13 protein-coding genes are annotated in these 13,188 nt (G+C 48.1%); 1 reads left to right on the top strand and 12 read right to left on the bottom strand.

From position 1 onward, the window contains the following. Window positions 1-3: 3 nt before the first annotated feature. The 12 genes from IX91_RS16150 to urtA all read right to left on the bottom strand — a co-directional run bounded on the left by IX91_RS16150 (window position 4) and on the right by urtA (window position 10,925). On the bottom strand, window positions 4-693 hold the full coding sequence (locus IX91_RS16150) for an urease accessory protein UreF (RefSeq protein ID WP_004744075.1): 690 nt from the start codon (window positions 691-693) through the stop codon (window positions 4-6). 10 nt (window positions 694-703) lie between these two features. Further along, window positions 704-1,267, bottom strand: coding sequence for a HupE/UreJ family protein (locus IX91_RS16145; protein WP_004744076.1), 564 nt, complete (start codon window positions 1,265-1,267; stop codon window positions 704-706). Window positions 1,268-1,306: 39 nt separating this feature from the next. Further along, window positions 1,307-1,759 (bottom strand): urease accessory protein UreE, encoded by a 453-nt coding sequence (ureE, locus tag IX91_RS16140; protein WP_004744077.1) that lies wholly within the window; start codon window positions 1,757-1,759, stop codon window positions 1,307-1,309. 68 nt (window positions 1,760-1,827) lie between these two features. Beyond that, the gene (gene ureC, locus IX91_RS16135; protein WP_004744078.1) at window positions 1,828-3,531 is read right to left on the bottom strand and encodes an urease subunit alpha; all 1,704 of its coding nucleotides are present in this window, start codon (window positions 3,529-3,531) and stop codon (window positions 1,828-1,830) included. A gap of 22 nt (window positions 3,532-3,553) precedes the next feature. Next, entirely contained in the window at window positions 3,554-3,895 is a 342-nt protein-coding gene (locus IX91_RS16130) for an urease subunit beta (protein WP_004744079.1), read from the bottom strand. Window positions 3,896-3,903: 8 nt separating this feature from the next. Then, window positions 3,904-4,206: an urease subunit gamma gene (gene ureA / locus IX91_RS16125; protein ID WP_004744080.1), complete on the bottom strand. Its 303-nt coding sequence runs from the start codon at window positions 4,204-4,206 to the stop codon at window positions 3,904-3,906. A gap of 57 nt (window positions 4,207-4,263) precedes the next feature. Further along, window positions 4,264-5,172 carry an urease accessory protein UreD gene (locus IX91_RS16120; protein WP_004744081.1) on the bottom strand — a complete coding sequence of 303 codons (909 nt, stop codon included), beginning with the start codon at window positions 5,170-5,172 and terminating at the stop codon, window positions 4,264-4,266. Then, window positions 5,169-5,864: an urea ABC transporter ATP-binding subunit UrtE gene (gene urtE / locus IX91_RS16115; protein WP_004744082.1), complete on the bottom strand. Its 696-nt coding sequence runs from the start codon at window positions 5,862-5,864 to the stop codon at window positions 5,169-5,171. The genes IX91_RS16120 and urtE overlap by 4 nt, the downstream gene beginning before the upstream one ends. Before the next feature lies 1 nt (window position 5,865). Continuing rightward, window positions 5,866-6,717: an urea ABC transporter ATP-binding protein UrtD gene (gene urtD, locus IX91_RS16110; protein WP_004744083.1), complete on the bottom strand. Its 852-nt coding sequence runs from the start codon at window positions 6,715-6,717 to the stop codon at window positions 5,866-5,868. After that, complete coding sequence (gene urtC, locus IX91_RS16105) at window positions 6,714-7,907, bottom strand: urea ABC transporter permease subunit UrtC (RefSeq protein WP_004744084.1); 1,194 nt, start codon at window positions 7,905-7,907, stop codon at window positions 6,714-6,716. The genes urtD and urtC overlap by 4 nt, the downstream gene beginning before the upstream one ends. 9 nt (window positions 7,908-7,916) lie before the next feature. Then, the gene (gene urtB / locus IX91_RS16100; protein WP_004744085.1) at window positions 7,917-9,542 is read right to left on the bottom strand and encodes an urea ABC transporter permease subunit UrtB; all 1,626 of its coding nucleotides are present in this window, start codon (window positions 9,540-9,542) and stop codon (window positions 7,917-7,919) included. Between the two features lie 99 nt (window positions 9,543-9,641). Beyond that, entirely contained in the window at window positions 9,642-10,925 is a 1,284-nt protein-coding gene (gene urtA / locus IX91_RS16095) for an urea ABC transporter substrate-binding protein (RefSeq protein ID WP_004744086.1), read from the bottom strand. Window positions 10,926-11,509: 584 nt separating this feature from the next. Between urtA and IX91_RS16090 the strand changes: the two genes are divergently transcribed. After that, a complete protein-coding gene (locus IX91_RS16090; RefSeq protein WP_004749585.1) occupies window positions 11,510-13,093 on the top strand; it encodes a S8 family peptidase in 1,584 nt (527 codons plus the stop codon). The last annotated feature ends 95 nt before the right edge of the window (window positions 13,094-13,188 follow it).

Genomic DNA, 13,188 nt, shown 5'->3' with positions numbered 1-13,188 from the left:
TCGCTAAGAACGAAATAGCCGTGTGTACTGAGTTTCATGCAAACTGCTGGCAATTGATATTGATGGCGTAAAGCTGCCGATCATCCAATCTTCAATCGTTCTGGCTCTATCTAACGCTTTAGGAAACCGCTCACTGAGTTGAATCAAAGCACGTTGCCCGTCTGTTTGACCTAAAGGCACAAGCTTGACCCCTGCCATAATCAGATTCTCAGCCCAGCTCCATAAGTAGCCTTGTTTGAGTTGCTCTATTTCTATATCCCAATGCTGCGCGGCTACGCACAGCCCGAGCAGCTGATTTGGCTCGCTATCGGCATAATCAAAACTGTCATGATAGATATCGAGTTGCTTGAGTAAGGTATACAGCGCTTGCCCACGCTGCTTCTCTTCGGCTCTCAGTTCTTTGGTCTCTCTGCTGCTGTAGAGCAAGTCACTCAGCGCAGCTAACTGTTGTTGGTTATTGTTAATCAGCGCTTGGGAGTAGCGTTCAAGGATTGGCAGCTCGAGTGTCGCGACACTGTTCATCAGCATGTTATCGAGCCAATCTTGCATTGAAACACGATCCGATACCCACTGCGCCTCAACCGCCCACTCCAAACCTTGCGAATAAGTAAAGCCACCGATGGGTAGAGAGGGGCTTATCAATTGAAACAGGCGATACAACGCCAGATCGTTTGGCCTTTTTTGATAAGACATAGGCTAAGGTTTACAGGATGACGAGGGCGCTAACTGAAGCAACACCAACAGAAAGCCAAGGGCTTGAAAGTGCGCGACCAAACTGCAAGCCAAGAACCATAAGCGCCGCTGCGCTGACGGTCATGCCCGCGGCAAATGAAGAGATTGCGCCTTGCGCTTCAACACCGTGCGCATAACCGTGGAAAAACACTAAACCAACACATAAAGTCAGCGCCAAACGCAGCATATCTTTTGAAGCGTGGAAGGCTTGCCAGATTGCGCCGCTCACGACAAACAGCGAAGCCCCTATCGCAAGCTCGACGCCATTAAAGCCGCCAAACACCTGCCCAGCAGCAAGACCAATTAACAGTGAGGCAAGCGCGCTGAGTACTAATCCCATTTTACGCACGGCTGACGTCTGTACACATGCGACTAAAATACCAAACGCAACCAACATAATCAGGTGATCGAAACCGGTTACCGGGTGAGTTAAGCCTGCTGAGAATGACCCAGTTTCGTGACCGGGGTGCGCCATCACTGAAGATGAAAGAAGAGCCAGACAAGTGAATGCAGCGAATTGTTGTGTTTTTTTCATGATAACTTCCTTGTTGTTATTGCTTTAATTTGGGTGTGATTAGTGATGGTGATGATGCCCACCAGAGCGGCCACCATAAGCGCCACTTTCTGGCTCGAATGACGCGTCTTCTGTGGTAACTTTTGCACCCAAGCCTTGGACCATTTCGTCTAATACATGGTCGTGCTGGTATCGGACCCAGCCAAATTCCACTTGCAGCGGTACATGTCGATTGCCAAGGTGATACGCCACTCGCGTCAGTAGATGCAAATCGCTGCAATAAACCGTAGAGACCTTTTCCGGCGCGGCTTTGATTTCGACGATCATGCCGCATTGGCTTTTAAGTTGTTCACCGCCACGCAAAATGTGTCCACGCGGCAGAAACAAGCCTGCTTCACGACCATCATCTAGCTCAACTTTAAGTCGGCTCTTAATTCGGCTATCTATTGGCAAGCTCAGAAACGCATTAGGTTTAGTACAAATTTCTTTGCTGATTTCGGTAAGTTCGATCATCTCATCTCCTTATCAGTTCGTTTTCTCATTCAATCGTTCGTTTACTGGTTGGCTATTTCGTTGCTGCGTTAAAACAAGAAGTACTTTTGTGCCATGGGTAACACGTCAGCAGGTTCACACACCAACAGCTCACCATCAGCTCGAACTTGGTAGGTTTGTGAGTCCACTTCGATATTCGGCTGCCAGTCGTTAAGCTTCATGTCGGCTTTACTGATATCACGACAATGGCTGACAACCCCGATTTGGCTACCAAGACCAAGCTCACTCGCGATGCCTGCTTGCTCAGCCGCTTGGGAGACAAACAGCATCGAAGTGTTTTGCGATGCCTTGCCGTAGCTACCAAACATGCTGCGATAATGGACAGGCTGAGGGGTTGGTATCGAAGCATTAGGATCGCCCATCGGCGCCATGGCTATCATGCCCCCTTTTAGAATGACGCTCGGCTTAACACCAAAGAAAGCGGGCTTCCACAGCACAAGGTCGGCAAGCTTACCCACTTCAATTGAGCCGATTTCATGCGCCATACCGTGAGTAATTGCCGGATTAATCGTGTACTTAGCGATGTAGCGTTTGAGTCGAAAGTTGTCGCTGTAGGAAGAGTCTTCTTTCAAGCTGCCGCGCTGCACTTTCATTTTGTGCGCTGTTTGCCAAGTGCGAGTAATCACTTCGCCCACACGCCCCATTGCTTGAGAGTCTGAGGCAATCATAGAGAAGGCACCGAGATCGTGCAGAATGTCTTCGGCGGCGATGGTTTCGCGGCGAATTCGAGACTCGGCAAACGCCACGTCTTCAGCAATAGAAGGCGACAAATGGTGACACACCATCAACATATCGAGGTGCTCATCAACGGTATTGACGGTGTAAGGACGCGTTGGATTGGTCGACGATGGCAGAACATTGGATTCACCCGCAGCACGAATAATATCTGGTGCGTGCCCCCCGCCTGCTCCTTCGGTGTGATAGGTATGAATCACGCGATCACCAATCGCACCTAAAGTCGATTCAACAAATCCTGACTCATTCAGCGTATCGGTATGAATCGCGACCTGAACATCCATCTCATCAGCGACCGACAAACAGGTGTCAATCGATGCTGGCGTCGTGCCCCAATCTTCATGCAGCTTCAGTCCCACCGCGCCCGCCGCTACCTGCTCTCTTAGCGCTTCTGGCTGGCTAGCGTTACCTTTCCCGAGTAGGCCAAAGTTCATTGGAAATTCATCTAACGCTTCAAGCATACGATGCATATTCCACGGGCCGGGGGTACAAGTTGTCGCGTTAGTGCCTGTATTGGGGCCAGTACCACCACCAATCATGGTGGTGACACCTGAAGCCAATGCTTCTTCGATTTGCTGCGGACAAATAAAGTGAATGTGCGAGTCGATACCGCCCGCGGTTAAAATTGATCCTTCCCCTGCTAAGATCTCTGTCCCCGGTCCAATCACAATCGTCACTTCTGGCTGCACATCAGGGTTGCCGGCTTTGCCTATGGCTTGAATACGCCCATTTTTAACCGCCACGTCTGCCTTAACGATACCCCAGTAATCCAATACCACTGCGTTGGTGATAACCAGATCTGGCGTTTCGGCGCTTGGGCGTTGACTTTGCCCCATGCCATCACGAATCACTTTACCGCCACCGAATTTAACTTCGTCGCCGTAAACAGTAAAATCCTTTTCTACTTCAAGCCACAGTTCGGTGTCTGCGAGACGCACGCGATCGCCCACTGTTGGCCCAAACATTTCGGCATATGCCTGACGAGAAATGCTTGCCATTACCTATCCTTGTTTTTGTTCGTTATTGGGCGAGTTTGCCCATGACCTTACCTTGGAATCCGTATATCTCTCGCTTACCTGCAAACTCAACCAACTCAACCGTGCGAGACTGGCCAGGTTCAAAGCGTGTCGCAGTGCCAGCAGGGATATTGAGACGGAACCCTTTACACGCTTCACGCTCAAAACGCAGTGAATCATTGACCTCAAAAAAGTGATAATGCGAGCCAATTTGTACTGGTCGATCGCCAATATTTTCCACTTTGACCTTGATGGTTGCGCGGCCAACATTGAGTTCAATCTCGCCAGGGGCGGATTCAATTTGACCGGGAATAAAACCAGAATATTGGCTTGTTGATGCTGACATATGATCTCCTAGACGATTGGCTCATGAACGGTGACCAATTTGGTCCCATCAGGAAAGGTGGCTTCGACTTGTACATCAGGAATCATGGAAGGTACGCCCTCCATAACGTCATCAACAGTAAGAAGTGTTCGTCCAAAGTCCATAAGCTCAGACACCGTTTTGCCTTCGCGAGCACCTTCAAGAATGGCACTACTGATAAACGCTACAGACTCTGGATAGTTAAGCTTTAACCCTCGCTCTTTTCGTTGCTGCGCTAGCATGCCAGCGTAGAAGATCAACAGTTTGTCTTTTTCTCTTGGTGATAATTCCATTGGTTTCCTTGCCATTCCCTTAACATGATGGAGAAGGAGCAAAGAGAAACATGGAGTTTAGGTTGCCCAAATTCTTGGGGGCTGGGGAGTTTCACCAGTCCAGTATTGACGCGCTTGTTGCCAAACTCTCTGAAAGCTCTCCAAGATCACCTCACTCCATCGACCCAGTGCTCTCACGACAACCAATTCTTCTATCTGTGTCGCAGCAATCACTAAGTCCTCTGTGCCGACTTCTTGCTGTATGTTAGAGAGCAAGCTCTGTACCAGTTGAAAAAAATCCTCATTTTCGACAGAAATATACAGCGTTCCCGCGAGAGAGAAATTGAGCAAGCCCTTTTCAATCATGGACTTATCGCCACCAAAAATATTTAACCCCTCGGTCAAAATTTTTCTTCCGTCTCGGTAAACCTCTGTTTTTCCAACTAAATGTCCGGAGGAAAATCCCTCATTTAGTGCAGGGCGCCCAAAACAGTGCATTTCCCAGCCCACAAATAGGGCATCATGATCAAGATGAATCTCGGTATCAAGGCGAGCATGGGCGTCAGGAAAGAAGATGTTTTCTTGCGGTAACCATTCGAGTAAACCACCACCTTCAACATGCAATATCTGTTTCTGATGAGCGTAGCGTTTTTCAGAGCGATAAAACTTAGTCGCACCCGGTGTGGTGACCAGAGCATGAGCCCCCTGTTCCACGCGAGTGCTTATTTGCAGAGTGTCGCCACCGACCACACCGCCGGGTGGATGCAATAAATAGGTATGGCACGTTTTCCCTTCAGGATACAAAGGGCGCTGAATAGCCAAAGGCCCCTTCTGTTGACGGTCTTTGATGACGGTTTTATCCCCTCTATCTTTAAACAAAAGCGATAACATGGCCTTCCAGCCTTTCTCTACATCAGACTCGATGTTCTTTTTAAGCGTCTGATTATTATCACCTAAATCAAACGCAACGGCAGGTTCACAAATCATACGGTGAGATACTCCTTTATCAATCTATCATCCAGCTCTTCCATGTCCCCTTGGGCGACAGTGCGCCCTCTATCCAAGATGCAAAACTGATCACCGACCTTACGGGCGAACGGCAGTTTTTGCTCAACCAGTAACACCGTAAGTCCAAATTTCTCATTCAACATGCGAATAATATCGCCAATTTCTTGCACAATATTGGGCTGAATCCCTTCCGTCGGTTCATCCAAAATCAGCAAGCTAGGGTTGATTACCAGCGCCCGACCTATAGCCAGTTGTTGCTGCTGCCCACCCGATAAATCGCCCCCTCTGCGATGCAACATTTCCTTCAACGCAGGGAATAGCTCGAAGATAAATTCGGGGATGTGACGGTCTCCTCTTGCTCGGATAGGTAAACCTACTTGCAAGTTTTCTTCCACAGTTAACATTGGAAAGATTTGACGACCTTGTGGAACATAGCCGATCCCCATTCTGGGCCGAGCTTCGGCTTCTTTTTTGATGATAGAGTCACCTTCAAGGGCGATGTCGCCACTCTCAGTTTTGACCAACCCCATAATGCATTGCAATAAGGTCGTCTTACCTACACCATTACGCCCCATTAACACAGTACATTTTCCTTTGGGGATCTCCATCTCCAAGTCCCAAAGTGTGTGGCTCTCACCGTAAAACTGGTTCAATCCAGAAATTGATAGCATGTTATTCCCCCAAATAAACCTGTTTGACTTGCTGGTGCACTTGAACCTCATCCATGGTGCCTTCTGCCAACACATGCCCCTGATGAAGCACAGTGACATGGCTAGCAATAGAGCGGACAAAGTCCATATCATGCTCAACGACCACCACAGAGTGTTTACCAGCTAGTGAGTTAAGTAGCTCAGATGTACGATCCATCTCTTGGTGGGTCATGCCAGCCACAGGCTCATCAATAAGCAGCAGCTTAGGGTTTTGCATCAACAGCATTCCTATCTCTAACCACTGTTTTTGGCCGTGAGAAAGGTTGCCTGCCAGCAGCGTTTGGTGGTCATGCAGATGAATTAATCTCAGTACCGATTCGAGCTTATCTTTTTGCTCTCCTGTCATCTTCGCCACATACGAGCCCCACACGGAACGCACGCCCGACATCGCCAGTTCGAGGTTCTCCCACACTGTTAAACACTCGATCACTGTCGGCTTTTGAAACTTACGGCCAATTCCAGCATTGGCGATCTCGGCTTCATTCATATTAAGTAAGTTGAGGTTCGAGCCGAGCCAAACCTCACCAGTATCCGGTTTCGTCTTACCCGTAATGATGTCCATCATGGTGGTTTTCCCGGCTCCATTTGGGCCAATAATGCATCTGAGTTCTCCTTCACGGATGTACAGATTGAGATCATTAATCGCTTTAAACCCATCAAAGGTTTTATTCACCCCTTCCACATAGAGCAAGATGTTGTGTCTGGTATCAATCAGTGGGTGGACGTCCGGCTTAAGAAACGAGAACACTTGATCTCGACGCGTAACTTCAGCGAGTGATTGCTTAAATTGCTCGGTGCGCTTTAACTCAGTCATACCAAGATCTCCTTGCTTTTCTCTTCGTCAGTGTTCGACTCAGCGGAGTCATGCCCGCGGTTTCGATTGACGACTAAATGCCACTTATCACTGATAAAGCCGATTAAGCCTTTCGGGAAGTAGAGCGTTGAAAGTACGAACAAGCCTCCGAGGGCAAACAGCCAGACTTCTGGAAACTCCACCGTGAACCAGCTTTTGGCATAGTTGATCACCAAGGCGCCAACAATCGCACCAAACAAGGTCGCACGACCGCCAAGTGCGACCCAAACCACCACCTCTATCGAATTGAGCGGAGCAAATTCACCAGGGTTAATAATGCCAACTTGCGGCACGTACAGCGCCCCAGCAATCCCGGCGATCACCGCAGAAAGAACGAACACCCACAGTTTGATACCATCGACGTCGTAACCCATAAAGCGTGTGCGCGATTCAGAGTCACGAATCGCAACCGATACGCGACCAAGACGGCTCGCTACGACGCTGCGACAGACCAAATAGCTGACGATAAGGGCAATACCAGTCGCAATAAACAGTGCGATTCGAGTGCTGTCTTGCTGCAAGCTAAAGCCCAGAATGTCTTTAAAATCGGTTAAGCCATTGTTGCCGCCAAAGCCCATTTCATTGCGGAAAAACGCCAACATAAGCGCATAGGTGAGAGCTTGAGTAATGATGGAGAGATAGACCCCAGAGACCCGAGAGCGAAACGCTAAAAAGCCGAATACATACGCCATTGCACCGGGTACTAGCACCACCATCAGAGCCGCAAACCAGAATTGGTCGAAGCCATGCCAAAACCAAGGCAGTTCTTGCCAGTTTAGGAACACCATAAAATCAGGCAGGATAGGATTACCATAGACACCGCGATCGCCGATCTGACGCATTAAATACATACCCATCGCGAAGCCGCCAAGCGCAAAGAAAGCGCCATGGCCTAAACTGAGAATACCCAAATAGCCCCATACTAGATCGACGGCGAGCGCTAACATCGCATAGCTAAGATACTTACCCAGCAATGAAATCGTAAAGGTTTCGACGTGAAGCGGGTGCGAAGCGGGCAACATCATATTCGCCGCCGGAATTAAGATCACCGCTGCCAAGATGACCAATATTGTCATCTGACCGCCCTTATCGCCTTGCAGTGCAGAAAGGATAAAAGAGCGTGAGGGTTTCGTGTGTGTTTGATTGGTCATAACGCCTCCTTAACTCTCAGCCGCGCGACCACGTTGAGGGAACAATCCTCTTGGTCGCTTCTGAATAAATAAGATGATAAACACCAGCACCAGGATCTTAGCCAGCACCGCTCCGGCCCATGGCTCTAAGATCTTGTTAAACAGTCCCAAACCTAAACCTGCGACCAGCGTTCCCCAAAGGTTGCCTACGCCACCAAACACCACCACCATAAAGGAATCGATAATGTAGGCTTGGCCCATATTTGGCCCAACGTTGGTCAACTGAGACAGCGCTACGCCTGCCACACCTGCCACACCCGCACCTAAACCAAATGTCATTGCATCGACACGCTCAGAACGAATCCCCATAGCTCTTGCCATCGGGCGGTTTTGCGATACAGCGCGAACCTGTAATCCGAGGGGGGTTTTCTTCAATATCATCACTAATGCAACAAACACCATGGCACAGAACAAGATGATGTAGAGGCGGTTGTAAGTCAGTGACAGCATGGGGTTGATTTCCAGCGCCCCCGCCATCCAATCAGGCGTACTTACCGAGCGGTTTAACGGAGAGAAAATAGAGCGAACTGCTTGCTGAAGAATCAAACTGATACCGAAGGTTGCCAATAACGTTTCAAGAGGTCGCCCATATAGATGGCGAATCACGCTACGTTCAATCAAGATACCAACCAATCCTGACACCAGGAATGCCATAGGAATCGACAAGATCAGCGCCACACCGGTATGAGCCGGAAGCAGTTGCTGCATCACGTAGGTAGTATAAGCACCAAGCATAATCAACTCACCATGCGCCATGTTGATCACGCCCATGACCCCAAAGGTAATCGCTAGGCCGATTCCCGCCAGCACCAATACGGAGCCAAGACTTAGTCCAAAAAACAACGTCTCGACACCTGCGTAGAGTCGCTGGCTTTGCTGGTAATCTAGTAAACCACGCTCTGCGGCCGCTATGAGTTGTGGATCGGTCTCTTGCGCCAAAATCGTGTTAAGAGTCTTAAGAACAATGGGTTGATTGGATTGAGAGATAGACTCAACAGCGTCAATGCGATTGGAGGCCTTGGGGTCAAGCGCCGCGTCAATCGCAATAGCGAACGCCAACATAGCAACGATCTCTGCGTTGGTTTCGCTTTGTTGTAATGCGCTGAGCTTATCTATTGCTTCAGGATTACCTGTCAGCGCTTTGATTGACTGCTTGCGAACCTCTGGATCTTCGCTGTTAAGACCAAGTGATGCTATTTCAATACGAAGGTAAGCACGAAGTTTATTGTTCACTTTTATTTTTTTAAACTTGCGCTTGTTTTCAATGATCAGAGGATCGTTATTCCAAGCCTGTCTCGCCTGCGCCCCCGTTTGAGCACTCTCGATAATGAATAGCTGCTGATGCTGAGCGTGTTTGCGATCTTTAAGGTAGTAGAGCTGTCCATTCAGCCACGCCTCTAGAATGGGCTTGGCTGTGTCATGAGAATAGTTTGAGGCAAGCCAGCTAGCCGCTTGCTGTTTTTCGTGTGTGTTCTTTCCAGTCAACGTCTGGAAAAAAGAATCTTGAGTCAGTGGCTTAACGTTCTCGGCCGATGCTGTCGTTAATCCAATAAGCACAGAAACGAGCACACAGAGCATCCGAAATACGGTCGTCATGATATGCATCCTTGCGTTAGAATTTATGGCAATAAAAATGCGCTGCGTTACCACATGCAGCGCCAAACTTTTCAGGTTATTTAGTGGGGGGGTTGAGTCTTAATTGGTCCCTGAACACTTCTTAGTTTCAACGTTAAACGCACCGCAAGAAAACGGCTTCGACCAGCTAGAGAAGAGTTTCGCCGACTCAGGGAGATACTCTGACCAAGCATCACCTGCTACAAGGCCCGTCGTTTCCCAAACAATATCGAACTGACCATCATCTTGGATTTCACCGATTAACACAGGCTTAGTGATATGGTGGTTAGGCAACATAGTTGAGTAACCGCCTGACAAGTTTGGTACAGACACGCCAATCAATGCATCTTGCACGGCTTCAGGATCTGTCGTTCCTGCATTGGTGACCGCTTGCGCCCACATGTTAAAGCCGATGTAGTGCGCTTCCATAGGATCGTTAGTCACACGCTTTTCGCTGGCGATAAACTTCTGCCACGTTTCGACGAACTCATCGTTTTTCTCCGTATCGACGCTCATGAAGTAGTTCCATGCCGCTAAGTGGCCGACAAGCGGAGAGGTGTCCATGCCAGACAGCTCTTCTTCCCCAACGGAGAAAGCCACAACTGGGATATCTTCTGAAGAGATACCTTGAGCGCCAAGCTCTTTATAGAAAGGGACGTTGGCATCGCCATTAATGGTCGAAACCACAGCGGTCTTTTTGCCTTCAGCGCCAAACTTCTTAATGTCAGAAACAATCGACTGCCAGTCTGAATGACCGAATGGCGTGTAGTTGATCATGATGTCTTTTTCGCTCACCCCTTTACTCTTGAGGTAAGACTCTAAGATTTTATTGGTAGTACGTGGATATACATAGTCAGTGCCGGCCAGTACCCAGCGCTCAACATCAAGTTCATTCATTAGGTAGTCAACCGCTGGAATCGCTTGTTGGTTTGGCGCAGCACCAGTGTAGAACACATTCTTCGACGACTCTTCACCTTCATACTGAACAGGGTAGAAAAGTAGGCTGTTGAGTTCTTCGAATACCGGCAACATAGATTTGCGCGATACGGATGTCCAGCCACCGAACACCACATCGACTTGCTCTTTTTCAATCAACTCGCGAGCTTTTTCTGCAAACAGCGGCCAGTTTGAAGCAGGGTCGACCACTACCGCCTCAAGCTTTTTACCTAGTAGGCCACCTTTTTTATTTTGCTCTTCCACCAGCATCAGAACCGTGTCCTTCAATGTGGTTTCACTGATCGCCATGGTGCCTGAAAGCGAGTGCAATACTCCGACTTTAATGGTGTCGGCGGCGCTCACCACTCCTGACATACAGGCTAATGCGGTACCTACTGCTGCAAGCTTGAGTTTGAACTTCGTGTTCATTGGATATCTCCTTATAGTGAATTGTTATTCAATTCTTTTTTCCTAAGGAAACAAATCCAAAATCGATGCCAATTTACCCGCTCACACCAAAAACAGACAAGCCATTGATAATTATAAGATTAAAATTTCGCTTTGTTATTTTGGTGCAACTAAGAGACAGCGTATCGCTGCATACTAGTGCAATTACATATTCAATTTCACCAATTTGGAGAGATGACTCGAAAAATCATCTTCCTCAACGAAATCCGTTAACCGCCCACACAAGCCCATCCAGTGATAAATCTACATATCTATCACTAAGTAGAGGTATATAGCACTATTTCAATAAACAGCAGCATAATAATGCCGACCTTTGACATTCAGCCAACCAATATGAACTTAGCTTACTATCAATTTCAAAAATCTAGTAAATGGCACTCAAATTTATAACGCCAACCAAATTTAAAGTGAACACAGTTGCACATAGGGATATTTTTGAGGAGTGCCGACGGGTTCCGTTATAGACATAAGAATCGACAAAACATGCTTGTTGTTTGTAGTAGGCCATGTTCAACAATCTCTTATACCATTCAAAGGAAAGTTAAATGTTTAAGAAACTATTAAGTTGTTGTATCGCCTCTTCACTTTCAGTGATCTCTAGCACTGCCATAGCAGAACAAATAGAGGTCCAGGTTAGCCAGCCAGAAAGTGAAATACTTGCCCCGCTGTTGATGGCATCAGAAAACAAAGGAATACAGAACCAATATATTGTCGTGTTAAAGCAACCTTTATCGCTCAGCAATGACAACCCACAAGCGATGCAACAATTTACGCAACAAGCCGTTACCAGCTTAGAGAACGAGCACGTTTTGCAAATCAGTAAAGTGTTCGACCGCTCAATCAGCGGATTTGTTGCCACCCTGTCACCACAACAGCTCAACGCACTTCGCTCAGACGCACAGGTTGATTTTATCGAACAAGATCGAGTGATCTCTATCGATCCTGTGATTTCAACGAATGCCAATCAAAGCAACGCCATTTGGGGGCTAGATAGGATTGATCAACGTAGTCTGCCACTGAATAATAGTTACAACTATAACTACGATGGTTCCGGTGTCACGGCTTACGTCATAGATACCGGGGTAACGACAACGCACGCAGAGTTTGGTGGTCGCGCGACATCAGGCTACGACTTTGTCGACAATGACAGTGATGCGACGGACTGTAATGGGCACGGAACCCACGTTGCTGGTACCATCGGCGGTACACAGTATGGCGTGGCGAAGAACGTCAATATTGTCGGTGTCCGTGTATTGAGTTGTAGCGGTTCAGGTTCAACTTCCGGGGTAATTGGTGGTGTTGACTGGGTTGCAGCCAACGCATCGGGCCCTTCAGTCGCCAACATGAGCTTAGGTGGCGGCGTGTCTACCGCGCTCGATAGAGCTGTTGCTAACGCTGTTCAATCAGGTATTAGCTTTATGCTAGCGGCTGGTAACTCTAATGCTGACGCTTGTAATTCGTCTCCTGCACGTGAACCTAGCGGTGTAACTGTTGGCTCAACCACAAGTAATGATAGCCGCTCTAGCTTCTCTAACTGGGGCAGCTGTGTTGATGTATTTGCTCCGGGATCGAGCATTAAGTCTGCTTGGTATGATGGCGGCTACCGTACAATCAGTGGCACGTCTATGGCAACGCCACATGTCGCCGGTGTTGCAGCCTTATACCTTCAAGAAAACAGTTCTCTCTCTCCAGCACAAGTGGCAGCTCTGATTAGCGAGCGAGCAAGTGTCGATAAAGTGAGCGACACACGCGGTACAGTGAATAAACTGCTTTATAGCCAAACAGATGGTGGCTGTGAGCCTGACTGTACAACTCCAAATCCTGACGGCGAACTCAAAAATGGAGTCCCTGTATCTGGAATTAGCGGCTCTCGTGGTGACCAGAAGCATTTCTATATTGATGTAGCTGCAGGTCAAACCCTTACTGTCACAACAAGTGGTGGTAGCGGTGATGCAGACTTGTTCCTCCGCTATGGTGCTAAGCCTACCACTAGCTCTTGGGATTGCCGACCATACCGTTACGGTAACAATGAAACTTGTACTGTCTCTAACACCCAAAGTGGTCGTTATTACATTATGCTCAACGGATACAGCAGTTTCAGTGGTGTTAGCGTAGTGCCTAACCACTAGTTTATCCAAAAAGTCACATTTACTTATAAGGCTAGTTAGGCAATCTGACTAGCTTTTTTGTCAGATCAATTCACTTTCAGTAATTGACATTTACC

The organism is Vibrio tubiashii ATCC 19109 (assembly GCF_000772105.1).
In the GTDB taxonomy this organism is placed as follows: domain Bacteria; phylum Pseudomonadota; class Gammaproteobacteria; order Enterobacterales; family Vibrionaceae; genus Vibrio; species Vibrio tubiashii.
Note: the sequence above shows the minus strand (reverse complement) of the source record. Positions and strands in the feature narration are given on the sequence as shown.

Excerpts from the sequence above, each read along its gene's own strand:
- urtD (WP_004744083.1), bottom strand. The coding sequence starts at position 6,717 with ATGACTGAGTTAAAGCGCACCGAGCAATTTAAGCAATCACTCGCTGAA.
- urtC (WP_004744084.1), bottom strand. The coding sequence starts at position 7,907 with ATGACCAATCAAACACACACGAAACCCTCACGCTCTTTTATCCTTTCT.
- IX91_RS16145 (WP_004744076.1), bottom strand. The coding sequence starts at position 1,267 with ATGAAAAAAACACAACAATTCGCTGCATTCACTTGTCTGGCTCTTCTT.
- ureE (WP_004744077.1), bottom strand. The coding sequence starts at position 1,759 with ATGATCGAACTTACCGAAATCAGCAAAGAAATTTGTACTAAACCTAAT.
- urtE (WP_004744082.1), bottom strand. The coding sequence starts at position 5,864 with ATGCTATCAATTTCTGGATTGAACCAGTTTTACGGTGAGAGCCACACA.
- ureC (WP_004744078.1), bottom strand. The coding sequence starts at position 3,531 with ATGGCAAGCATTTCTCGTCAGGCATATGCCGAAATGTTTGGGCCAACA.
- IX91_RS16120 (WP_004744081.1), bottom strand. The coding sequence starts at position 5,172 with ATGATTTGTGAACCTGCCGTTGCGTTTGATTTAGGTGATAATAATCAG.
- IX91_RS16150 (WP_004744075.1), bottom strand. The coding sequence starts at position 693 with ATGTCTTATCAAAAAAGGCCAAACGATCTGGCGTTGTATCGCCTGTTT.
- IX91_RS16090 (WP_004749585.1), top strand. The coding sequence starts at position 11,510 with ATGTTTAAGAAACTATTAAGTTGTTGTATCGCCTCTTCACTTTCAGTG.
- IX91_RS16130 (WP_004744079.1), bottom strand. The coding sequence starts at position 3,895 with ATGTCAGCATCAACAAGCCAATATTCTGGTTTTATTCCCGGTCAAATT.
- urtA (WP_004744086.1), bottom strand. The coding sequence starts at position 10,925 with ATGAACACGAAGTTCAAACTCAAGCTTGCAGCAGTAGGTACCGCATTA.
- ureA (WP_004744080.1), bottom strand. The coding sequence starts at position 4,206 with ATGGAATTATCACCAAGAGAAAAAGACAAACTGTTGATCTTCTACGCT.
- urtB (WP_004744085.1), bottom strand. The coding sequence starts at position 9,542 with ATGACGACCGTATTTCGGATGCTCTGTGTGCTCGTTTCTGTGCTTATT.